At 73.3% G+C, this 21,524-nt stretch carries 18 protein-coding genes; 7 read left to right on the top strand and 11 right to left on the bottom strand.

What is annotated here, in order from left to right; translation table 11 throughout:
• The first annotated feature begins 25 nt into the window (after window positions 1-25).
• Window positions 26-1,450, top strand: a complete 1,425-nt coding sequence (locus tag ACFYUV_RS13745; protein WP_387668563.1) for an MFS transporter — start codon at window positions 26-28, stop codon at window positions 1,448-1,450.
• Here the strand turns inward: ACFYUV_RS13745 and sigJ are convergent.
• From sigJ to ACFYUV_RS13765, 4 genes are all read right to left on the bottom strand, one after another.
• The gene (sigJ, locus tag ACFYUV_RS13750; protein WP_387668565.1) at window positions 1,447-2,328 is read right to left on the bottom strand and encodes an RNA polymerase sigma factor SigJ; all 882 of its coding nucleotides are present in this window, start codon (window positions 2,326-2,328) and stop codon (window positions 1,447-1,449) included. The two genes, ACFYUV_RS13745 and sigJ, sit on opposite strands and share 4 nt — an antisense overlap.
• A gap of 57 nt (window positions 2,329-2,385) precedes the next feature.
• The gene (locus ACFYUV_RS13755) at window positions 2,386-3,678 is read right to left on the bottom strand and encodes an ArsB/NhaD family transporter (RefSeq protein WP_387668567.1); all 1,293 of its coding nucleotides are present in this window, start codon (window positions 3,676-3,678) and stop codon (window positions 2,386-2,388) included.
• A gap of 173 nt (window positions 3,679-3,851) precedes the next feature.
• On the bottom strand, window positions 3,852-4,637 hold the full coding sequence (locus ACFYUV_RS13760; RefSeq protein ID WP_387668570.1) for a hypothetical protein: 786 nt from the start codon (window positions 4,635-4,637) through the stop codon (window positions 3,852-3,854).
• Window positions 4,638-4,894: 257 nt separating this feature from the next.
• Window positions 4,895-7,633, bottom strand: a complete 2,739-nt coding sequence (locus ACFYUV_RS13765; RefSeq protein ID WP_387668572.1) for an AAA family ATPase — start codon at window positions 7,631-7,633, stop codon at window positions 4,895-4,897.
• Window positions 7,634-7,735: 102 nt separating this feature from the next.
• Between ACFYUV_RS13765 and ACFYUV_RS13770 the strand changes: the two genes are divergently transcribed.
• Window positions 7,736-8,350: a LysE family translocator gene (locus tag ACFYUV_RS13770; protein WP_387668574.1), complete on the top strand. Its 615-nt coding sequence runs from the start codon at window positions 7,736-7,738 to the stop codon at window positions 8,348-8,350.
• Between the two features lie 3 nt (window positions 8,351-8,353).
• A complete protein-coding gene (locus ACFYUV_RS13775) occupies window positions 8,354-8,893 on the top strand; it encodes a TetR/AcrR family transcriptional regulator (protein ID WP_387668576.1) in 540 nt (179 codons plus the stop codon).
• A 12-nt stretch (window positions 8,894-8,905) separates the two neighbouring features.
• Here ACFYUV_RS13775 and ACFYUV_RS13780 read toward each other — a convergent pair whose 3' ends face one another.
• From ACFYUV_RS13780 to ACFYUV_RS13805, 6 genes are read right to left on the bottom strand one after another with little or no spacing between them, the layout of a single operon-like run.
• Window positions 8,906-10,102, bottom strand: coding sequence for a hypothetical protein (locus ACFYUV_RS13780; protein WP_387668578.1), 1,197 nt, complete (start codon window positions 10,100-10,102; stop codon window positions 8,906-8,908).
• A gap of 9 nt (window positions 10,103-10,111) precedes the next feature.
• Window positions 10,112-10,492 (bottom strand): Rid family detoxifying hydrolase, encoded by a 381-nt coding sequence (locus ACFYUV_RS13785; protein ID WP_352349473.1) that lies wholly within the window; start codon window positions 10,490-10,492, stop codon window positions 10,112-10,114.
• 9 nt (window positions 10,493-10,501) lie between these two features.
• The gene (locus ACFYUV_RS13790) at window positions 10,502-11,578 is read right to left on the bottom strand and encodes an alanine racemase (protein ID WP_364325493.1); all 1,077 of its coding nucleotides are present in this window, start codon (window positions 11,576-11,578) and stop codon (window positions 10,502-10,504) included.
• A gap of 42 nt (window positions 11,579-11,620) precedes the next feature.
• Window positions 11,621-13,150 carry an amidohydrolase family protein gene (locus tag ACFYUV_RS13795; RefSeq protein ID WP_387668581.1) on the bottom strand — a complete coding sequence of 510 codons (1,530 nt, stop codon included), beginning with the start codon at window positions 13,148-13,150 and terminating at the stop codon, window positions 11,621-11,623.
• Between the two features lie 8 nt (window positions 13,151-13,158).
• Window positions 13,159-16,761 carry a DUF4153 domain-containing protein gene (locus tag ACFYUV_RS13800; RefSeq protein WP_387668583.1) on the bottom strand — a complete coding sequence of 1,201 codons (3,603 nt, stop codon included), beginning with the start codon at window positions 16,759-16,761 and terminating at the stop codon, window positions 13,159-13,161.
• Window positions 16,758-17,441 (bottom strand): response regulator transcription factor, encoded by a 684-nt coding sequence (locus tag ACFYUV_RS13805; RefSeq protein WP_387668586.1) that lies wholly within the window; start codon window positions 17,439-17,441, stop codon window positions 16,758-16,760. Before ACFYUV_RS13805 ends, ACFYUV_RS13800 begins: the two co-directional genes overlap by 4 nt.
• 72 nt (window positions 17,442-17,513) lie before the next feature.
• On the opposite strand from ACFYUV_RS13805, the gene ACFYUV_RS13810 reads away from it, so the two are divergent.
• The 4 genes from ACFYUV_RS13810 (at window position 17,514) to ACFYUV_RS13825 (ending at window position 21,187) form a co-directional block, all read left to right on the top strand.
• A complete protein-coding gene (locus ACFYUV_RS13810; protein ID WP_387668588.1) occupies window positions 17,514-18,368 on the top strand; it encodes an arylamine N-acetyltransferase in 855 nt (284 codons plus the stop codon).
• A 39-nt stretch (window positions 18,369-18,407) separates the two neighbouring features.
• Window positions 18,408-19,475, top strand: coding sequence for a protein kinase (locus tag ACFYUV_RS13815; RefSeq protein WP_387668590.1), 1,068 nt, complete (start codon window positions 18,408-18,410; stop codon window positions 19,473-19,475).
• Window positions 19,472-20,890, top strand: a complete 1,419-nt coding sequence (locus tag ACFYUV_RS13820) for a glycosyltransferase family 39 protein (protein WP_387668593.1) — start codon at window positions 19,472-19,474, stop codon at window positions 20,888-20,890. Before ACFYUV_RS13815 ends, ACFYUV_RS13820 begins: the two co-directional genes overlap by 4 nt.
• A 105-nt stretch (window positions 20,891-20,995) precedes the next feature.
• Window positions 20,996-21,187, top strand: a complete 192-nt coding sequence (locus tag ACFYUV_RS13825) for a hypothetical protein (RefSeq protein ID WP_352322643.1) — start codon at window positions 20,996-20,998, stop codon at window positions 21,185-21,187.
• 25 nt (window positions 21,188-21,212) lie between these two features.
• Here the strand turns inward: ACFYUV_RS13825 and ACFYUV_RS13830 are convergent, their stop codons facing one another.
• Window positions 21,213-21,524: a DUF3817 domain-containing protein gene (locus ACFYUV_RS13830; protein WP_352349459.1), complete on the bottom strand. Its 312-nt coding sequence runs from the start codon at window positions 21,522-21,524 to the stop codon at window positions 21,213-21,215.

A 21,524-nucleotide genomic window follows, 5' to 3' on the forward strand; every position in this document is an offset into this window, starting at 1 on the left:
CCGACCATTATGGAAGGAATTCACCATGTCTCCCTCGAACCACCCCCGCATGGGGGCGCGCGCGTGGAGCGCGCTGTTCGTCCTGGCGGGGGCCGTCTTCCTGGAAGGCATCGACGTGGCCATGCTCAACGTGGCGCTGCCGTCGATCCGCGCCGATCTCGGCCTGTCCACCGGCACGCTCAGCGGCGTGGTCAGCGCGTACGTGCTGGGTTACGGCGGTTTCATGCTGCTGGGCGGCCGGGCCGCCGACCTGCTCGGCCACCGCCGCATGTTCCTGACCTGGCTGACGGTGTTCCTGCTCTTCTCCGGGCTGGGCGGCCTGGCGACCGAAGGATGGATGTTGCTGGTCGCCCGGTTCGTCACGGGGGTCGCCGCCGCGTTCATGGCGCCCGCCGGGCTGGCGCTGGTCACCGGCAACTTCCCCGAGGGCCCGCAGCGCACCAAGGCGCTCGGCGTGTACGCCGGCACCGCGGCGGGCGGCTTCTCGCTCGGCCTGGTCGCCGGCGGCCTGCTGGCCTCGATCGGCTGGCGCTGGGTGTTCTTCGCCCCCGTGGTGTTGTCGGCGGTGATCCTGCTGGCCGCCGTCCCGCTGGTCAAGGACTCCGGCGAACGGGTGCGGGGCTCGTTCGACCTGGCCGGGGCGCTGACCATCACCGGCTCGATGTTGCTGCTCGTGTACGGCGTGGTCCGCCTGGAGGCGCCCGCGGACGGCTCCGGCGCCACCGTCGCGACGTTCGCCGCCGGGCTGCTGCTGCTCGCCCTGTTCGTGCTGATCGAACGCCGCTCGTCCAACCCGCTGGTCCGGCTGGACATCCTGCGCTCGGGGCCGCTCGTCCGGGCCAACCTCGGCGCGCTGCTCTTCCTGGCCTCGTTCGCCGGGTTCCAATTCCTGGCCACGCTCTACCTGCAGGAGGTGCGTGGCTGGAGCACCCTGCAGACCGGCCTGGCCATGCTGGTGATCGGCATCGACACGGTGCTGGCCCCCACGCTCACGCCGCGACTGGTGAACAGGTTCGGCAACGCCCGCGTGCTGTTCGCCGGGATCGTGCTGTCGGCGCTGGCGTACGCGCTGTTCCTGCCGGTCGGCCCGGACTGGACGTACGCCGCCATGCTGCCCACCATGCTCCTGCTCGGCCTGGCCTTCTCGCTGACCTACGGCCCGCTGACCATGGCCGCGACCGAGGGCGTGGCGGAGGACCGGCAGGGCCTGGCCGGCGGCCTGCTCTACACGGCGATGCAGTTCGGGACCGCGCTCGGCCTGTCGGCGGTCACCGCCGTGAACGTGGCCGCGCTCGGCGGCGGCGCCGCGCCGACCCTGGACTCGCTCCGGGTCGCCCTGGCCGTCCCGCTGGCCGTCGCGGTGGCGGCGGTGCTGGTGACCGCGTTCGGCCTGCGTGCCCGCGCCGCCGCCGCGCCCGTGGAGAGCCCGGTGCCCGAGACCGTCGGCTAGGACGGGTCCGCCCCCGGCTCCTTGCGCACCCGGGAGATCTTGTCGGGGTTCGCGACCGTGTAGATGTCGCGCACCTGCGACCCGTCGGAGGTCAGATCGACGACCATGACGGCGAACGGCGCGTTCTCCACGAACACCACCGCCGACGGGTCCCCGTTGGTCTCCCGGTACTGGATGTCCAGCCCCTCCATCGGCTGGGCGGTGCGCGCGACGAGCAGCCGGGCCACCTTGTCGCGGCCCCGGACCGGACGCGGCCCGCCCACCACGGACTTGCCGCCGCCGTCGGCCCACAGGGTCACCTCCGGCGCCAGCAGCTCCATCAGCGCGTCGAGGTCGCCGCCGAACGCCGCCGCCACGAACCGCTCGGTCACCTCCTGCTGGACGTGCGCGTCCACCCGGTAACGCGGACGCCGGGCCTGCACGTGCTCGCGGGCCCGGTGCGCGAGCTGGCGTACGGCGGCGGGGCTGCGGCCGAGCATGCCGGCGATCTCGGTGTGCTGGAAGGCGAACACCTCGTGCAGGACGAACACGGCCCGCTCCAGCGGGGTCAGCGTCTCCAGCACCACCAGCAGGGCCAGCGACACCGACTCGCCCCTTACAACGTCCTCCGCCCCGTCAGCCGCGGTGACCAGGGGTTCGGGCAGCCACGGCCCGACGTAGGTCTCGCGGCGGCGGCGCAGCGCCGACTGGTGCGCGAGCGCCTGGTTCACGGCGATGCGCACCAGGTAGGCGCGCGGGTTGCCGATCTCGTCCGGGTCCCGCGACGACCAGGCCAGCCAGGTGTCCTGGAGCACGTCCTCGGTGTCGGAGACGCTGCCGAGCATGTTGTAGACGATGGAGAACAGCAGCTCCCTGTGGCCGCCGAAAACGTCCGTCATTCCAGGCATCATGTCCTTTGAGAGCCTTTGTGGCCCCCGGGTGTGACATGAACTGCGTCACACCAGGTAACGCAGCCACAGGTACGGCGTCGCCAGCGCGACCGTCGTCGCGGTGACGATCAGACCGTACTTCGTGAACTGCCAGAAGCTGATCGGGGTGCCGTTGCGGGCGGCGATGCCGAGGATGACCACGTTCGCCGCCGCGCCCACGGCGGTGGCGTTGCCGCCCAGGTCGGCGCCAAGCGCCAGGGCCCACCACAACACCTGCGCCGGCCCCTCCCCGCCGTTGGCCTGGACGAGGTCGGCGACGATCGGGCTCATGGTGGCCACGTACGGGATGTTGTCGACGATGGCGGAAAGGCCCGCCGAGGCCCACAGCAGGACCATCGTGGTCAGCCCGAGCTGACCGTGCGTGGCCTGCGCGGCGGCCTGGGAGACCTGGGCGATGACCCCGGTCTCCACCAGCGCGCCGACCATGACGAACAGCCCCGCGAAGAACACCAGCGTGGGCCACTCGACCTCGGCGATCGCCTCCTCGGTGGTCACCTTGGTGAGCGCCACCAGCACGCCCGCGCCGAGCAGCGCCACCACCGACGGCTCGTAGTGCAGCACGGGATGCAGCACGAACGCCGCCATCACCACCGCGAGCACGGTCAGCGACTGCCACAGCAGCCTGCGGTCGGCGATGGCCTCGCGCTCGTCGAGCGTCATGATCTCGGCCGCCAGCTCGGGGTCGTAGCGGAACGACCGGCGGAACATCACCCGGCACAGCCCGATGAAGACCACGAGCAGCACCACGATCAGCGGGGCGAGGTGCGCGAGGAAGTCGTTGAAGGTCAGCCCGCCGCGGCTGGCGATGATGATGTTGGGCGGGTCGCCGACCAGGGTGGCGGTGCCGCCGATGTTGGAGGCCATCGCCTCGGCGATGAGGAACGGCGCCACCGGCAGCGCCAGCCGTTCGCAGACCAGGAACGTCACCGGCGCGATCAGCAGCACGGTGGTCACGTTGTCCAGCAGCGCCGACGCGCCCGCGGTGATCAGGATCAGCAGCACCATGAGCCGGAACGGGCGCCCCCTGGCCCGTTTGGCGGCCCAGATGGCCAGGAACTCGAAGACGCCCGTCTGTTTCAGCACGCCGACGATGACCATCATGCCGAGCAGCAGGAAGATGACGTTCCAGTCGATGCCGGTGTGCTCGTCGAAGAAGGCCGCGCCGCCGTCGGTGGCGTGCAGCACCAGCATGATCCCCGCGCCGCCGAGCGCGGCGGCGACCCGGTGCACCTTCTCGGTGGCGATCAGCGTGTACGAGACGAGGAAGACGGCGACCGCCAGCCACGCGGTGACGGTCACGGCGGACCACCCGGGAAAGCCTTCAAGGAGAACTCCACGATCGACGGCAGAATCGCCGACCAGACTTCCCGGCACACCTCAGGACAACTTACCAAGAGGCGCGGCCGGACGGGACCGGCGGACTGGCCGCCCGTACGGGGCCAGGCGCCGGTCGCGCCCGGTGGGGTGGCTGCTCAGCCGACGTTGAACTGCCCCTTGAAGCCCGCGTGCAGGACGCTGCCGGACGAGCCCGTGACGCACGTGCCCGAACCGCCGAGCAGGTACGTGTCGAACCGGCCGGTGAACGTCCTGCCCCTGAACGGCCCGGACTGGATCGTCCCCGACACCTTGGCCGTGTCGTGCACGACCTCGACGATGCGCGCGCTGGCCTTGCTGGTCTGCCTGGCGCCCTTGATGGTCCAGTCGATGGTGACCGTGCCGGCGCCCGCGGGCGCGGCGGTCCCGGCGGCGGCGGCGCGGTCGCGGATGACGCCGTCGGACTGCCCCCAGCGCTCGCGGTCGTAGACGACGCGGTCGGCCAGGTTGCGCTCGTCCTGGTCGTGGACGATGCGGTCGGCCAGGCTGCGGCCCTCGCGGTTGTAGACGATGCGGTTGGACAGGCTGCGGTCCTCGGCGTCGCGGTCGCCGAACACGCGGTCGAAGGCGTTGCCCTCGCCGGACGGGCGTCCCCTGGTGATGGTGCGTCCGCCGCAGCTCGGGTTCACGCCGTTGAAGCTGGCTCTGAGCCGTGCCGCGGTGACGCCCGTGCCGCTGCGGTCGACGCAGTTCCACGGCTCCCGGCGGCTGACGGAACGGTCCAGGTGCAGCAGCCGCTGCGCCCCGGGAAGGTACTGTGCCTGGCCGGACACGGTGCAGGAGATCACGGCCGCGGCGTGCGCGGCCCTCGGGACGACGGCCGGAGCCAGTACGGTCAACCCGGCGGCGGCCAGGGCGGGCAGTGACGTGGCGAGAGTAGGCATGAGACTGCTCCTTTTCGAGGCAGGACGGGTCGGCGCATCGGGCCGGCCTGTCACGACAGGACGGGTCGACGCGAGCCGGCCGGGCCCGCCATCGCTCTCCGGTGAGAGGTCCCGATCTCGGACGCTACGAGGCGAACCGCAAACATCGCCCCAAATGGCCGCCCGTGGCGTCCCAGATGTACGGACTCACCCCTGCCTGTCCGCCCTCGGCCGCTCCGGCAGCGCAGGCGCGGAAGCCCGGCAGCCGGAGCAGGCGATCAGAGGAGGTCGTGCGCGCGGGCGGCGGCGGCCGCCTGCGTACGGGTGGAGACCTCCAGCTTGGCCAGGATGTTGGAGACGTGCACGCTCACCGTCTTCTGCGCGATGAACAGCCGCCCGGCGATCTCCTTGTTGGTCAGCCCCTCGGCGACCAGCCGCAACACCTCGACCTCGCGCGCGGTGAGCCCGCCCTCGGCCTGCCCGCCGCCGAACCTGGCCCGCCTGCCGAACTCCGCCAGCGCGGCCTCCAGCGGCGCGGCCCTCAGCCGGCCGGCCGCCTCCTTGGCGAGGGACCACTCCTCCTGCGCCGCCTCCCGCTCACCGGCCGCGAGCAGCGCCTCGGCCAGCCGCCAGCGCGCCCTGGCCACCTCGTAGACGAAGCCGAAGTCGAACGCCGCGACCACCTGGCGCCACAGCCCGACGTCGAGCCGCCCGTGGAGGCGGTGCCAGTCGGCCTCCACGCGCAGCGCCCACGCCTGGCCCTCGGGACCGAGGTGGCCGCCGTCGCCGGTCGGCCCTCTCGTGGCGGCGAACCGGGCGCGGGCCAGCAGGTCGTCGGCCCCCTCGGTGGTGCCCAGCTCGGCCATCGCCCACAGGCTGACGGCGGCCAGCCGCAGCGTGCCCGACTCGCCCTCGTCGAGGGTGGCCATGGCCGCGTGGGCGTGGTCGAGCGCGGCGGCCGGGTCGCCGTTCCACAGGGCGTGCTCGGCGGCCATGCCCCGCGACATGTACGTCGCCAGCGGGTCGTGCCAGAACGGGCGCAGCCACCCCAGCCGCGCCTCGACCGCCGGCAACCCCCGCCCCACCTCGATGAACAGGGCGAAGGACGACAGGATGGCCTCCGGCAACGTGCCCACCCGCGCGCCGAACCCGGCGGCCACCGCCTCCGCGGCGTCCCACTCGCCCGCGACGTAGTGGATGAGCAGGCGCAGGAAGCGCAGGTCGGTGCCGTAGGTGCTCCAGTTGAGGCCGGTGTGGACGGCCAGCTTGATGCCGTCGTCGGCGACCTCGGCGGCCTGGGCCGGCAGGCCCTGCTCGTAGAGGATGCGGGCGTGGTGGAAGCGGGCCCGCAGGTCCATCGCCAGGTCGCCGGTCTCCCGGGCGGAGGCGCTCTCGACCAGCGAATGGGCGCGGGCGACGTCGCCCCGCTGCTCGACGTAGCTGGCCAGCGTGAGCAGCGCGCCCACCTCGGCGTCGACGGCGCCGCAGGCGCGGGCCGTCTCCAGGGCGCGCGCGGTCAGCGGCTCGACCTCGTGGTGGCGCGGCGTCCACAGCAGCGTGCGGGCCTGCGTGGCGAGGGCACGGGCGAGGCTCGGCTCGTCTTCGGCGCTCTCGACCGCGCGTTCGGCCGCCGCGATCGCGCCGGGCGGGTCGTTGGTCTCGAAGAGGTAGTACGCCAGCCGCTCCGCCACCTCGGAGGTCGAGGGCAGCGCGCGCAGCCGGTGGACGGCGCGGTGGTTGTCGCCGCTGTCGGCCGCCGCGACGGCGCTGCGGAAGGCCAGCGCGACCCGGCTCTCCCCGGCCAGCCCGGCGGCGTCCTCGACGCGGTCCCACAGGCCGAGCGCCTGGTCGTAGTGGTTGTGGGCCTCGGCGGGCGCGCCCAGCCGCTCGGCCTCGCGGCCCGCCTGCGCCGAGGCCGCCAGCGCCCCGGCCAGGTCGTGGCTGGCGAGGTGGTGGTGGGCCAGCTCGGCGGGCGAGGTGAGGAGCCGGGCGAAGTCGGCGTGCAGCCGCGTGCGCTCGCCGGGCAGCAGGTCGGTGTAGACGGCCTCCTGCAGCAGGGCGTGGCGGAAGGCGTAGCCGTGGCCCTGCACCTTGAGCAGGCCGCGCGAGACGATCTCCCTGACCGCCTCCTCGAACTCGGCCAGCGGCAGCCCCGCCACCTCGCGCAGCAGGTCGTCCTCCACCCGGCGGCCGGCCACCGCGGCGGCGCGCAGCACCCGCTGCCCGGCCTCGGACAGCACCTCCACCCGCGACAGCAGCAGGCTGGCCAGCCCGTCGGGCAGGCTGTCGCCCTCGGACATGGCCGCGAACAGCTCTTCGGCGTAGAACGGGTTGCCCTCGGCGCGCGAGACGATGAGCCCGAGCTCCTGCGCGTCCACCTGCCCCAAGGTGGTGACATAGTCCGACATTTCGCCCGATTCCAGCGGGCCGAGCTCCACGTTCGTCACCGACGGCAGCCGCTTCAGCTCGGCCAGCACCGCGCGCAGCGGATGGCGGCGGTGGAGGTCGTCGGTGCGGTAGGTGCCGGCCACGCAGACGCGCTCGCTCTGGAGCATGCGGCTGAGGAAGACCAGCAGGTCGCGGGTGGAACGGTCGGCCCAGTGGAGGTCTTCGATCACGAACAGCACCGGCTGGACGTCGGCCAGCAGCCCGAGCAGCGACCCGAACAGCCGCTGCTGGGTGAGCCCGGCCGACGGCGCCCCGCTCTCCCGGCCCGGCAGGAGCTGGCCCAGCATGGGATGGGCGGCGACGGCCTCGCGCACGCCGGGCTCGGCTCCGCGCAGCGCGTCGGCCAGCGGCAGGTAGGGCAGCGCGTCGCCCAGCTCGGCGCACTGGCCGACCATGACGTGGAAGCCGCGCTCGCGCGCCTCGGCGACCAGCTCGCCGACCATGCGTGTCTTGCCGATCCCCGCGTCGCCGCCGACGAGCGCGACCCCGGCCGTGCCGTCGGCCGCGGACTCCAGCACACGCACGAGCTTGGACAGCTCGGCCGAGCGCCCGACGAGAAGACCGTTCACGCCAGCAAGTGTGCCATGGGCCTGTGACATTCCATTGGTCCGCCCGGCCGCCGCGGGATTGGCCCTCATCGTCGAACCGGACCCGCTCTACGCTGCTCTTTCGTGATCTCCTTGACGACTTTCGTGCTCTTCACGACGGCCTCGCTCGCCCTGGTGCTCGTCCCCGGCCCCAACCACCTCTACATCGCCGCCAGGGGCCTGGCCCAGGGCAGGGCCGCCGGGCTGGCCAGCGCGCTCGGCGTGGAGACCGGGACGCTGGTGCACATCGCCGCCGCCGCGGCCGGGCTCTCGTACGTGATCTCGCGGTCGGCGACGCTGTTCGCGGTCGTCAAGTGGGCCGGCGTGGCCTACCTCGTCTACCTGGGCGTGCGCGCCTTCACCGCCAAGGAGGCGCAGGCCGGGACGCCGCCCGTGCAGCCGCTGGCCAAGGTGTTCCTCGAAGGGGTCCTGGTCAACGTGCTCAACCCCAAGGTGGCGCTGTTCTTCGTGGCGTTCCTCCCGCACTTCGTGGACCCCGGCGCCGGCTCGCCGGCGCTGCAGATCGTCGTGTTCGGCCTGACGCTGCTGCTCCTGGGGTTCGTCTCCGACGTCGTGTACGCCCTCACCGCCGGCACCCTCGGCACCCGCCTGACCAGGGGCGCCAAGGCTCTGCGGTACGTCAGCGGCGTCGTCTACCTGGGGCTCGGCGTGGCCATGGCGTTCGCCGGGAGAAAATGACCTATGGCGCCGAGGAAGCAGCAGGAGATCTTCGACGCGACCCTGTGGATGGTCGCGGAGAAGGGCTACGACGGGCTCACCGTCGAGGGGGTCGCCGAGCGCTCGGGGGTCAACAAGACGACGATCTACCGGTGGTGGCCGTCCAAGGCGGCGCTGCTGGGGGCCGCGCTGGTCGAGTCGGACGTGCTGGCGTTCGAGCCGCCGGACACCGGGTCGTTCCGCGGTGACCTGGTGACGCTGGTCGAGCAGGTCGGGCGGCTGCTCACCGAGCCGCCCGGCAGCGACATCGCGGTCGCGGCGCTGGCCGCCGTCGTGCGCCATCCCGAGCTCGACGTCCGCCGGTTCTTCGCCGACCGGTTCGCGCGGGAACGCGTGGTGTTCGAGCGCGCGGTGCGGCGCGGTGAGCTGAGCGCGTCCGCCGACCCGTTGCTGATCATGGATCTGCTGGCCGGGGCCGTGTGGATGCGCACGGTCTTCCGCGGCCTGCCGCTGCCCGGCGGCTTCGCCGAGAAGGCCGTCTCGGCCCTGCTCGACGCCTTCTGAGCAGTTGGCAGGTCAGCCGGCGGCGGCGAGGGCGGCCGGGATGCGGTCGAGCACCGGGTGCGGCACCAGACCGTAGGCGTAGAAGTCGACCGCCAGCGCGCCCGCCGCCTTCGCGCCCCTGGCCTTGGCCACCAGGCGGTCGGTGGAGTCGCTGTCGGGGTAGCCGGGCCGCAGCACCGCCCGCACCTCGCGGTCCTTGCCCACCGACCGCAGGTACGCGCCCACGTCGTCGGCCACCCGCGCCGCGTCCCGCGCGTACGCCAGCACGCCGAAGGCGGGCACCAGGTCGCCCAGCGCCACCAGGTCCACGCCGAGCTGCCAGGCGTCGTGGGCGGCCAGGCCCGGCGTCGGCAGGCCGTCGCGGTAGCCCTTCACCGCGCCGGTGGAGTCGATGAAGACCAGCTTGGAGCCCTCTTCCGCGACTGCCGACGACACCTCGGAGACCAGCGTGGTGACGGTCTCCGAGCGCGCCCGCGCGTACGCCACCACCTCGGGCCCGGCGTAGGCGGTGAGCGCCGCCCTGGTCACCTCGCCCTGCGCGGCCGGGTCGCCGTCGAAGACGCCGCCCACGATCCGCGCGCACTCCTCGCGCGCCACCTCGGCGTTCACGCCCAGGTCGGTGGCCCGGCGCATGCAGTAGTCGCAGAAGCAGAGCCCGAACAGGAACGTGTCCATGGGGCCGAGCTGCACGAACGAGCGCTGCGGCTGGACCGGCGTGAAGTGCAGCGCCTCGGCGACCACGCTCGCGACGCCCAGCCGGGCCACCGCCCTGGCCAGCGCGACCGAGTATGCGCGCACGTCGGGATGGGCCGGGCACAGGTCGACGAGCGAGCCGCGGTCGCCGAAGCAGTCGCGCACGGTCACGTCGGGGTGCTCGTTGCCGAGCGTGGCGTTGCGCAGGAAGACCGTCCAGCCGTGGAGCTTCAGGCCGCGCCCGGCGCACGCCTCGCGCAGCCCGTCGAGGGCGTGGACGTGGCCGGGCACGGGGGCGAGCCGCAGCCCGTCGAACAGCTCGGCCGGCGGGGTGAAGTGAGCGCCGTCGTGCCTGACGGTCAGCCGGGACAGTCCGTGCGGGGTGACGTCGCGCGCGGCGTGGTGGACGGCGCCGACCGTGACCCCGTCCACGCCGTACGCGCCGATCCTGTCGAGCACCCGCTCGACGCCCTCACCGTGCAGGTCCTCGGCGAAGACGTATACCGAACTGTCCACGTGCAGACCTTACGCGCTCTTGTGCGCGACGAAGTCGATCTCCACCAGGATGTTCATGAGCTGCGAGCCCACCGTCGTCCGCACCGGGTACGGCTGGGTGAAGTACGACTTGTACACCTCGTTGTACGCGGCGAAGTCCTCCTTCACGTTCTGGAGGTGGACCGTCGACTTGACGACGTCGTCGAAGCCGAGGCCGTGGGCGGCGAGGATGGCCCCGAGGTTCTTCATGACCTGGTGGGTCTGGGCGGCCACGTCGTCGCCGACGATCTCGCCGGTGTGCGGGTCGAGCGGGCCCATGCCGGAGGTGAAGACGAAGTCGCCCACCACGAGCCCCTGGGAGTACGCCCCGACCGGCGCGGCGCCCTCGGTGGTCTTGAGCTCTTTCTTCACGGAATCTCCCTAGAAATCGGTGTGAATCGTGCCGACGACACGGTAATCCCGGTCCACCAACGGCAGCACGCGCCACTTGTCGAACGCGGTGCACGGGTGTGAGATGCCAAAGGCCAGCAGGTCGCCCGGCTTGAGCCCGTCGGCCCGGACGACGGTGTGCTGGTCCTGCATCTTCGTGATCGTGACGCCGCTGCGGCGCGGCACCGGCAGGCCCTCGTCGTAGGGCGCGTCGCGCTTGCCCATGCCCACGATCGCAAGACCCGGCTCGGGCGTGGACAACACGTGCGCCCACACCTCAAGGGCCGGCCGCAGCTCGCCCTCCATCCGGTTGAACGGCGTGCGCTCCCGGTAGTAGCCGTCGTCGTGGGTGACGTACGCGCCGCTGCGCAGCAGGATCCTGGCGTGCGTGGTGACCAGCTCGCGCCCGATCACGTCGAACCACTGGCTGCCGCCGATCGTCAGGATCGGGGTGCGCACGCGGACGTGCTCGACGGCCTCCTGCAGCCCGCCCAGGTACCGCCGCACCTCGTCGGCGCTCTTCAGCGCCCCTTCGTACCCGGCGACGCCGGCCAGCTCGACGCCGGGCGTCTCCTGCGCGTACGCGGCCACCTTCAGCAGCTCGTCGAGGGTGCGGCAGCCGGCTCGTCCGCCTTCGTGCCCGAGCTCCACCAGCACCCGGAACGGCCGGGTCGAGGCGTGCCGGGCGAGGATGTCCACCCCGGCCTCGGAGTCGACGAAGCTGAGGAACTCGAAGGCGGGGTCGCGGTCGAGCTCTCCGGCGGCCCAGGTCAGCCCGGCGGTGTCGACGACCTGGTTGGCCACCATGATCCGGTCGCCGCCGTAGCCGCGGGCGATCCTGGCCTGCCGGGTCGTGGCGACCGTCAGCCCCCAGGCGCCCGCTTCGAGCTGCATCGCGGAGATCTCTGGCGACATGTGCGTCTTGACGTGCGGAGCCAGCTCCATGCCGTGGTCGCGGGCGAAGGCCGCCATCGTGGCCACGTTGTGCTCCAGCGCGTCGCGGTGCACGATCATCAGCGGAAAGCCGAGCTCGCCGTCGAGGACGGACTGCCCAAGGATCACCTGCACGACACCCCCTTTTATCCGCGTCTGACCTTATCCCAGGCGGGATCAGCGTGATCGAAGCGCCCGTCCGGGATTGGCTCCGGTCAGCTCGCCGCCGATCAGCACCCGCACACCGGAGACGAGCACGTCGTCCACGCCGTGCGCGGGGGTGCGCGGATCGGCGTACGTCGACCGGTCCGACACCGTGAGCGGGTCGAACACCACCAGGTCGGCGACGTGTCCGGCGCGTACCAGCCCGCGCCGGTCGAGCCCGAACCGCCGGGCCGGGTGGGAGGCCAGGTGCACGACCGCCTGCTCCCACGTCCAGTCGCCCAGCTCGCGGACGTGCCGGCCGAGGAACCTGGCGAAGGCCCCGAACCCGCGCGGATGCGGATGACCGCCCACGTAGATGCCGTCGGAGCCGCCGGTGTGGGAGGGATGGCGCAGGATCCGGCGTACGGACTCCTCACCCGCCGGGCCCTCGTCGGGACGCGCGGAGACGCACCCGGCCTCCAGCCGCGTCGCCACCAGCAGGTGGCGGCAGAAGGCGGCGGGCGTCATGCCGGCCCGCTCCGCGGCGTCCGGCAGGGCGAGCCCTTCGGCCCATTCCAGGCCGGGCGCGTGGGAGACGGTCAGCCGGGGGTAGACCTCGCCGAGCCCCGCCCACCAGTCGTCCAGCTCGGGCGAGGCGATCATCTCCAGTGCCGCGTCGGTGTCGGCGCCCGGCACGGACGGCGGCAGCACCACCATGGCCAGGATCGTGCTGCCGCGCAGGTAGGGGTAGGTGTCGAAGGTGAGATCGACGCCGTCGTCGTGGGCCCTGCCGACCAGTGGCAGCAGCACGTCGGCCGGCCCGTGCAGGTGGGAGACGTGCACGGCCGCGCCCGAACGGCCGGCGATGTCCACGACCTCCGCCATGCCGACCCCGGCGTTCGCGCCGTAGGCCCGCATGTGGGTGACGTACGGCAGGCCGCCGAGCGGCGCGCACAGGGCGGCCAGCTCGGCGGCGTCGGCGTAGCGGCCCGGCAGGTACTCCAGCCCGCTGGACAGCCCGACCGCGCCCTCGGACAGGCCGCGCTCGACCCGCTCGACCATCGCGGCCAGCTCCGCCCGCGAGGCCGATTCCGGCGACGGCCCGAGGACGTCGTAGCGGATCGTGCCGTGCGGCAGCAGGTAGGCCGTGTTCAGCGCCACCGCGCGGTCGTAGCCGTCGAGCAGCTCGGCCACGCTCAGCGGGCCCTCGTGCAGGGCGCCGTTGACGGCGGCGAAGTAGCGGGAGGCGTAGGCGACGGTCTCCGCCGACCCCGGCGCGAAGGACAGACCATCCTGTCCCAGGACGAACGTGGTCACCCCCTGCCGCAACGCCGCAAGCTGCACGGCCGGGTCGAACACGGCCGCGTCGCCGTGCGCGTGGCAGTCGACGAAGCCCGGCGCGACGAACCGGCCGGTCGCGTCGATCACCGTCCCGGCCTGCGCGCCGCCCAGCCTGCCGACCGCCGCGACCTCGTCGCCCGCGATGCCCACATCCGCCCGGTACGGCGGCGCGCCCGTGCCGTCGAGCACCCGGCCGCCGCTGATGACTACGTCGAACCTCACACCAAGATTCAATCAGAGCCGCGCGAGGACGCCGATGGGCACGTGACCGAGCGGACGACGGGCCGCTCGGCCAGCAGGTCCCTGGCCCGCGCGCGGGCGAGGTTCCAGCCGTTCCACGGGTCGGGACGGTCGAGCCCGTTGGCGCGGACCACGTCGGCCAGCACGCAACTGCGCTGCGGCTCGGGCAGCCGGTCGAGCGCGGGCACGGCCTCCGCGCCGAGGTCGCCCAGGTAGTCGGAGTCCATGTTGGTCACGCCGCGCACCTCGACCTGGGTCTGCGCGACCTGCAGATCGGGGTTCACCATCGCGAACGCCCCCAGGCCGAGCCCGGTGACCAGGACGATCGTGCGCGGCAGCCAGCCGGAGCCGCGGCCCGCCAGGCGTACCGCCCCGGCCAGCAGCACCAGCGCGAACAGCGCGCCCAGCCACCACACCGTCGCCTGCACCGAGATCCGCAGCCGTGACAGGCCGTAGGCGTCGGTGTAGAGGCTCATCCGGTGCAGGGCCGAGACCAGCACCACCATGGTCAGCCCGCACAACACGCCGAGCATGACGGCCAGCAGCCAGCGCTCGCCGCGCTCGGTCCGCAGCAGCCCCCCGGCCACCGCGACGATGCCCAGCACGAACACGCTGACCACCACGAGCTGGAAGAACCCCTGCCTGGCGTACTCGGCGTAGGTCAGGCCCGCCGTCCGCAGCACCCAGCCGTCGCCGCCGAACAGCACCCTGATCTGGACCGCCACGAACGCCGTGAACAGCAGGTTCACCGCGACCAGCGGAACCAGCCACACGCTCCTGCTCACGCCGAACTTGTGCTCAGGACCGACCGGGTCGATCACCGGCCGCAGCGCGACCAGCACCGTGGCGGCCAGCAGCACGGCGACGAACCCGAAGACGAAGATCCGCGAAGGCACCGAGTCGGCCCAGGCCGGGGTGCTGGTCAGGCGCTCGACGTACGCGGCGAACACCGCGTCGGCCGAGGCGAACAGCAGCCCGAACACCAGCACCAGCACGACCGTGATGCCGAGCCCCGCGAGCACCGGCAGGATCCGCCGCCTGGCGGTCAGCTTCCGCAACGGCCCGGCGAGGAACCACGGCACCGGGCCGAGCGCGAGCACCACGGACATGCCGCCCCTGATCACGCCCAGCCATCCCGCCCCCGCCCCGGACACCGCCAGCGCGCCCAGCCCGGCCCCCGCCATGAGCAGGATCGCGACCAGCCAGTCCGCGTCGCGCACGGCCGTCATGGAGATCAGCCAGTACGCCGTCATCCCGAACGCCAGCGTCCAGGGGGTCATCCTGCGCAGCACGGCCGGCAGCGCCGCCGCGCCGAGCACCATGGCGACGAGCACGATCCCCAGCCCGACCTGCGCGTCGGGCAGCGCCACGGCGGCGAACACGCCCGCGCCCGCGGCGGCCGGCAGCAGCCAGCGCGGCGGGGCGGGCAGCTCGGGCCTGGGAAAGAGCGGCGGCGGCACATAAGCCTGCCCACCCCCGCCCCCTGCCCGCCCGGCCCCCTGATAGGCGGCCTCCTGATGCGCTGCCCCTTGATGGGCGGCACCCTGGTGCGCGGCCCCCTGATGAGCGGCGCCCTGGGGCGCGGCGCCTTGATAGACGGCACCCTGGTGCGTCGCGGTCTGGTAGGCGGCCTGGTAGGCCGCCGTCCTGCGTGCTGAGCCCGCGCCCAGCGCCATGCCGAGCGCGCCGCCCAGGGCGGTCACCATGACGAGGGTGACGAGCGCGAGGCCGTCGCCGACGGTCATCGAAACCAGCACGGCCGCGAACAGACCGCCCAGGAACCCGACGATCAGCCCGAGGACCCCGCCACCGACCATCCTGGCCAGCCCCCCGCTCCCAACCCCCGCCGGAGCCGCCCCCGCCGACGTGGGCTGCGCCGGACCGCCCGCCTCATGGGCCCCGCCTCCCACAGGCACGCCGGCCCCTGTGGAGGCACCGACCCCCGCTGGCACGCCGACCCCCGTGGTGGCGCTGGCCCCTGTGGAGATGCCGGAGTCTGCGGGGATGCCGGAGCCTGTGGCGGCACCAGATGCTGCGGTGGCGCCAGCCGCTGTGGGGATGCCGGTTCCTATAGGGATGCTGTCCCCCGTGGGCGCCCCAGCCCCTGCGGAGGCCCCAGGCCCTCTGGGGGCGCCGGACCCTGCGGGTGCGTCGAGCCCTCTGGGGGTGCCGGACGCCGGGAGCGGGCCGGGGTCCGTCATTGCCGGCGCGGGCGGCGCGTTCTCGGCCGTGGCCGGCCGGACCGGCGTTCCCGAGGCAGCCGCGCCCTCCCTTGCCGTCGGGCCCTCCTCCGCCGTCGCACCGTGAGCGCCCGTCGCGCCCTCCCCCGCCGTCGCGCGCTGCGTGCCCATCGCGCCCTGACCGGCCGTCGCGCCCTGACCGGCCGTCGTGCCCTGAGCCGCCGTCGCGCCTTGAGCCGCCGTCGTGCCTTCAGCCGCCGTCGTGCCTTCAGCCGCCATCTGGGGCGCCAGGGGGCCGGGAGCCGGGGTGGGGGCGGCGTGGACGGCGCCGCCTGCGTGGGGGGCGGCGGCTGGGGGGAGCGGGTCTCTCAGGTGGTCGTCGTGGCTCCGGTTCGCCCCCGTGTCGAACGGTGTGTCCGTCATCGTCGTCCTTCCTGGTAGATCGACGACCATGCGGCACCCCGCGCACTCGTCGATGCGGATCGACCCCCCGTGCAGCTCCACGACCTCCTTGACGATCGCCAGCCCCAGCCCCGCGCCCCCGGAGTCGGCCGCGCGCCCCGCGTCCAGCCGGGAGAACCGTTCGAACACCCGCCCCCGGGCCGCCGCCGGGATGCCCGGCCCCTGGTCGGCCACCACCAGCCGAGCCCCGTCCCGCTCCGCGCCGCACGCCACCGTCACCACGCCCCCGGGAGGGCTGTGCCGTACGGCGTTGTCCAGCAGGTTCGCCAGCACCTGCGCCAGCAGGTCGGGATCGGCCCGCACCCCCAGCCCGGCGGGCACCGACGCCTCGATCGTGACGTCCTCACGGGCCAGCGACGCCTCCCGCACGGCCTGCTCGACCAGCGGCGCCAGCGCGACGGCCTCGGGCTCGATCAGCCGGACGCCGGAGTCCAGCCTGGACAGGTCGAGGAGCTGGGCGACCAGGCGGCCGAGCCGTTCGGTCTGGGCGAGCGCGGTCCTCATGGTGACCGGGTCGGGCGCGGAGACGCCGTCCACGACGTTCTCCAGCACCGCGCGCAGGCCGGTGATGGGGGTGCGCAGCTCGTGGCTGACGTTCGCGACGAGCTCGCGCCGCTGCCGGTCCACCTCGCCGAGGTCGGCGGCCATCGCGTTGAACGCCCTGGCCAGCTCGCCCACCTCGTCCCGCGAGGTGGCGCTGACCCGCAGGCCGTAGCTGCCCTTGGCGATCGTCTGGGCGGCCCTGGCCATCTGGCGCAGTGGCTTGGTCATGCCCATGGCCAGCACCTGGACCATGATCAGAGCGAGGATGACCGCGACCACGATCCGGACGTCCCGGGTGAACCCGGCGTTCAGCCCGACCTCGTTCACCACGAACGCGGTGCCCACCGCCAGCACGATGACGATGCCCAGCTTGACCTTGATGCGGCCGAGGAAGTCGAGCGGCCTCATTGCCGGACCAGGGCGTAACCCACGCCGTGGACGGTGCGCACCACGTCGGAGCCGAGCTTGCGGCGCAGCGCGCGGACGTGGCTGTCCACGGTCCTGGTCGCGGCGGCCTCGGAGAAGCCCCACACGTCCGACAGCAGCCGGTCGCGCTCGAAGACCTGCCCGGGGCGCTCGGCCAGCCGCCGCAGCAGGTCGAACTCGGTCCTGGTGAGCTGGGCCTCGATCCCGCCCACGAACACCCGGCGCGCGGCCGTGTCGATCTCCACCTCGCCCACCCTGATCACCGTGTCCTCGACGGCGAGCTGGGCGGCCCGCTCGACCCGGCGCAGCAGCGCGTGGATCCTGGCCACCAGCTCGCGCATGCTGAACGGCTTGGCCAGGTAGTCGTCGGCCCCCACCCCCAGCCCGACCAGCACGTCGGTCTCCTCGCCGAGCGCGGTCAGCATGAGGACGGGCACGGGGCGCGCCGCCTGCATCCTGCGGCACACCTCCAGCCCGTCCAGACCGGGCAACAGCCGGTCGAGGATCACCAGGTCGGGCTCCGCCTTCCCGTACTGGACGAGGGCGTCCTGCCCGTCGCCCGCCACCCGGACGTCGAAACCCTCGGCGGCCAGCCTGTTCCGCACGGCCAGTGCGATCGTCACATCGTCCTCGACCACGAGGACACGCCGCTGCTCTGCCACGTACGAAAGCCTAGAAGTGCGCTGTGCAGACGACACTCCATAATTTGTGCACATCTGGTGCAGACTTGCCGCGTGAACACCGCTGGCTACCTCAGCCGTCTGGGCCTGTCCCACCTGATAGACGCCCCCGCGAGCGCCGAGGGCCTGCGCGCGCTCCACGTGGCGCACGTCGAGAAGGTCGCCTACGAGGCGCTGGAGATCTGGCTCGGCCGTCCCACCTCCCTCGATCCCGTCGAGTCCGCCGAGCGCATCATCAGGGGCCGCGGCGGCTACTGCTACCACCTGAACGGCGCCTTCTCCGAGCTGATCAGGGCCCTCGGCTACGACGTCACCAGGCACGTCGGCGGCGTGCAGAACCCCGGCAGCGAGCCCGGCGTCACCGGCAACCACCTCGTGCTGACCGTGCGGGGCCTGCCGAGCCAGGACAACCCGGGCGGCGAGTGGCTGGCCGACCTCGGCCTCGGTGACGGGGTGCACGAGCCGCTGCCGCTGGTCGCGGGCGCGTACCGGCAGGGGCCGTTCACGTACGTCCTGCGGCCGTCGCAGGTCGCGCCCGGCGGGTGGCGGTTCGACCATGACCCGAGCGGTTCGTTCGTGGGGATGGATTTCGAGCGGGCCCCGACAGAGATGTCCGCTTTCGCTGATATGCACAGCCATTTGTCGACGTCACCGTCGTCAGGGTTCGTGCGCACCGCCGTCGTGCAGAGGCGCGACGCCTCGGGGGTGGACACGCTGCGCGGGCTCGTCCTGACCCGCGTCGGCGCCGGCAGCCACTCGATCACCCTGGACACGGCGCGCGACTACTTCGCGGCGCTGGCCGACGTGTTCTCGCTGACCTTCGACGACCTGACCGACCAGGACGAGGAGCGGCTGTGGAGCAGGCTGCACGACGCCCACGAGGCGTGGCTGACCGGCCGGACCGCGTGATGGCCGGGCGGGCCGGGCGAGCGCTATCGTGCACTCGACATGGCTGAGACCAGGAAGCTGGCCGGGCGCTACCGGCTGCTCAACCCCCTGGGCGCGGGGTCCGTACGGCTGGCCTTCGACGAGACGGAGCACCGCGACGTCGCGGTCAGGGAGCTGCGCATCCCGCCCGAGTTGCGCGAGTCCGCGCTGCACGAGGCGCGCAGGGCCGCGGGGCTGCGGCACGCCTCGATCGCCCGGGTGCTCGGCGTGCTGGTCGAGGACCGGGTGCCCTGGCTGGTCATGGAGTTCGTCTCGGGGGTGTCGCTGGAGCAGGCCGTACGCGCGCGGCAGCCGCTGCCTGTCGTCCAGGTGGCCAGGATGGGCGTCTGCGTGTTGTCGGCGCTGTCCGTGGCGCACGCGGCCGGGATCGTCCATGGGCAGGTCAGCCCCGGGAACGTGCTGCTGACCGGCACCGGGAGGGCGGTGCTCACCGGGTTCGGGGTGCCGAGCCTCAGCATGCGGCCCTCGGCCGACCTGTGGTCGCTGGCGGCCACGCTGCACTTCGCCGTCGAGGGCCGCCCGCCCGGCCAGGTGCCCGCCGAGGGCGCCGACCCGCTGCGGTCGCTGATCCGCGCCATGCTGCATCCCGCCGGGTCGCCGCCGGTGGAGGTGGTCCGCGAGACGCTGGAGAGGCTGGCTCTCGACCAGCCGCTCGACCAGGTCGTCCGCGCCCTTGGACCGCTCCCGCCCGCCGAGGTGGCCGAGATCGGGCTTGCCCTGCTCGACCAGCTCCAGGCCATGGGCGGGCGGCACGGGGCGGTGCAGCCGAGCGGCGTGCTCATCTCCGACCAGGGGCGGGCCACGCTGGTCGCGCCGCTGCGGTCGGGCACCGTCCCGGCGTACACGGCTCCGGAGGGGGTGGCGAGCCCGGCCGCCGACCTGTGGTCCCTGGGGGCCACCCTGTTCATGGCCGTGGAGGGGGTGCCGCCCGCGCCGGGGGCGTCGCTGGCGCGGGCGGGGGCGCTGGCTCCCGTCCTGGTGCGCCTCCTGTCCGGCAATCCGGCCGACCGTCCCGCCCCCGAACTTCTCCGGCACGAGCTGCGGGCGGTCATGGGCCCGCGCCGATGACCCGCGTGCCCGTCCTGCCGCGTCCCGTCGACGCCGCCACTCGGGACGCCGGCCGGTGGTGGCCGGTCGTGCCCGCGGCCGTCGCCGCGGCGGCCGGGTTCTGGGGGCTCTCGGGGCCGTCGTTGTGGCGGGACGAGTCGGTCAGCGCGCTGGTCGCGCGCATGCCGTTCGGCGAGCTGCGCCGCTTCCTGGCCGACCTCGACGCCGTCCACGCCCTCTACTACCTGCTCCTGCGGCCCTTCGCCGCGCTTCCCTGGCCGCCGGAGATCGCCGTCCGGCTGCCCTCGGTGCTCGCCTTCACGGCCGCCGCGCTCGGGGTCGCGGCCCTGGGCCGCCGCCTGGCCGGCACCCCCGCCGGCCTGTACGCCGGCCTGCTGTACGCCCTCACCCCCATCGCCGCCCGGTACGCCCAGGAGGCCCGCTCGTACGCCCTGGTGAGCGCGGTCGCCGTGCTGGCCACGTGGCTCCTGGTCAAGCTGCTCGACCGTCCCGGCGCGGGGGTCTGCGCGGCCTACGGCGCGAGCGTGGCGCTGCTCGGCTGGCTGCACCTGTACGCCCTGCTGCTCGTCCCCGCACACCTGCTCACCGCCTGGCTGCCCGCCCTCCGCCGCCGACTCACCGCGAACCCGATGCCCGCCGTCGTTCGGTCGTCGGTGGCGGTCGGCGCGGCGGGCGCGGCGCTCGTGCCGCTGCTCGTCCTGGCCGCCGGTCAGCGGGACGCCCAGGTCTTCTGGCTCAGGACCCCCGGCTGGGCCGAGCTGGCCGCCTTCCCCGGCGAGGTCGCGGGGGCGGGCGCGGTCGTGCTGTTCGCCGCCGCGCTGTGGGGAGCCGTACGCGCCCCGGCCGTGGCGGTGTGGGCGGTGCTGCCGGTGGCGCTGTCGTTCGCGATCTCCCAGGTCCAGCCCGTCTACCATCCGCGTTACGTGCTCTTCGCGGTCCCGCTGCTTGCGGTGCTCGCCGGGATCGGCCTGGCCGGGGTGCGGTGGCGGGCCGTGCCGGTCGCCGTCCTGGTGCTGTTCGCCGTGCTCGTGTCTCCCGCGCAGGCGGCGATGAGGCTGCCCGCCGCGCGTCCCGACGACCTGCGCGCACTGGCCGTCACGCTGGCCGCGGAGGAACGTCCGGGCGACCGGGTGTTGTTCGTGCCGCAGCGCTTCCGGCTGTTCGTGGCCGTGTACGGCGCCCCGTACGACCGCCTGACGGACCTCACCCGCGCGCCCGGCGCGCCCGGCCCGCGTACGGCCGCCGAACTGGACGCGGCCCTCAAGGGCGTGGACCGGGTCTGGCTCATCTCCCCCAGGATCGGGACGAAGTACGCCGACGACGAGCGCTACCGCACCCTCAAAAGAACGCTCGTCCCAGGACAGACCCGCACATACGGCTCGATCCACCTCACCCTCTGGTCCCGCAACAATTGAGATACATCGCGTCATGGAACCTCAGGCACGGGTCCACTCGTTGAACGGGCGACGCAGAATGTGGGAGAGGCGGGGCGCGGGCTCCGCGTTCGGAGGAAGCCAGGGATGTCGCCAGTTCAGAAGTACGTCATCGGCGCAGGCGCCGCGGTTCTGCTCTCGCTGATCTTCTTGCCGGGCTGGATCACCCTGCTGGTGGTGCTCGGCGCGGTCGCGGCGCCGGTGGTCGGCTACCTCATGCTCGACCCGTCGCAGCGCGAGCGGCTCAAGCGGGCCCGCAGGCGCGGGATCGGCGGCTGAGGCCCGCGGGCCGCGGCGGGGGTCGTCAGGCCCTCGCCGCGCTCAGCTCCGACCGCACCCGGCCGTGCACCCTGCGCTCGACGTAGAACGACAGGAACGGGACCGTGCCGCCGAGCATGACCCCGAGCATGTACGGCCAGCTCCAGCGCGCCTTCATGCCCAGGTTCATGACGGTGATGAGGTAGATCATGTACAGGCCGCCGTGGATGGGCGCGACGATCTTCGACAGCTCGGCGGCGCCGAAGCCGTAGCGCAGCACCATCGCGACGCACAGGATGAGCAGCATGACGCCGACCACGTAGGCGAGCACCCGGAAGGGCTTGAGAGCCGATTCCAC

Origin of the sequence: Nonomuraea sp. NPDC003560, from assembly GCF_042878785.1 — a bacterium.
GTDB lineage: Bacteria > Actinomycetota > Actinomycetes > Streptosporangiales > Streptosporangiaceae > Nonomuraea.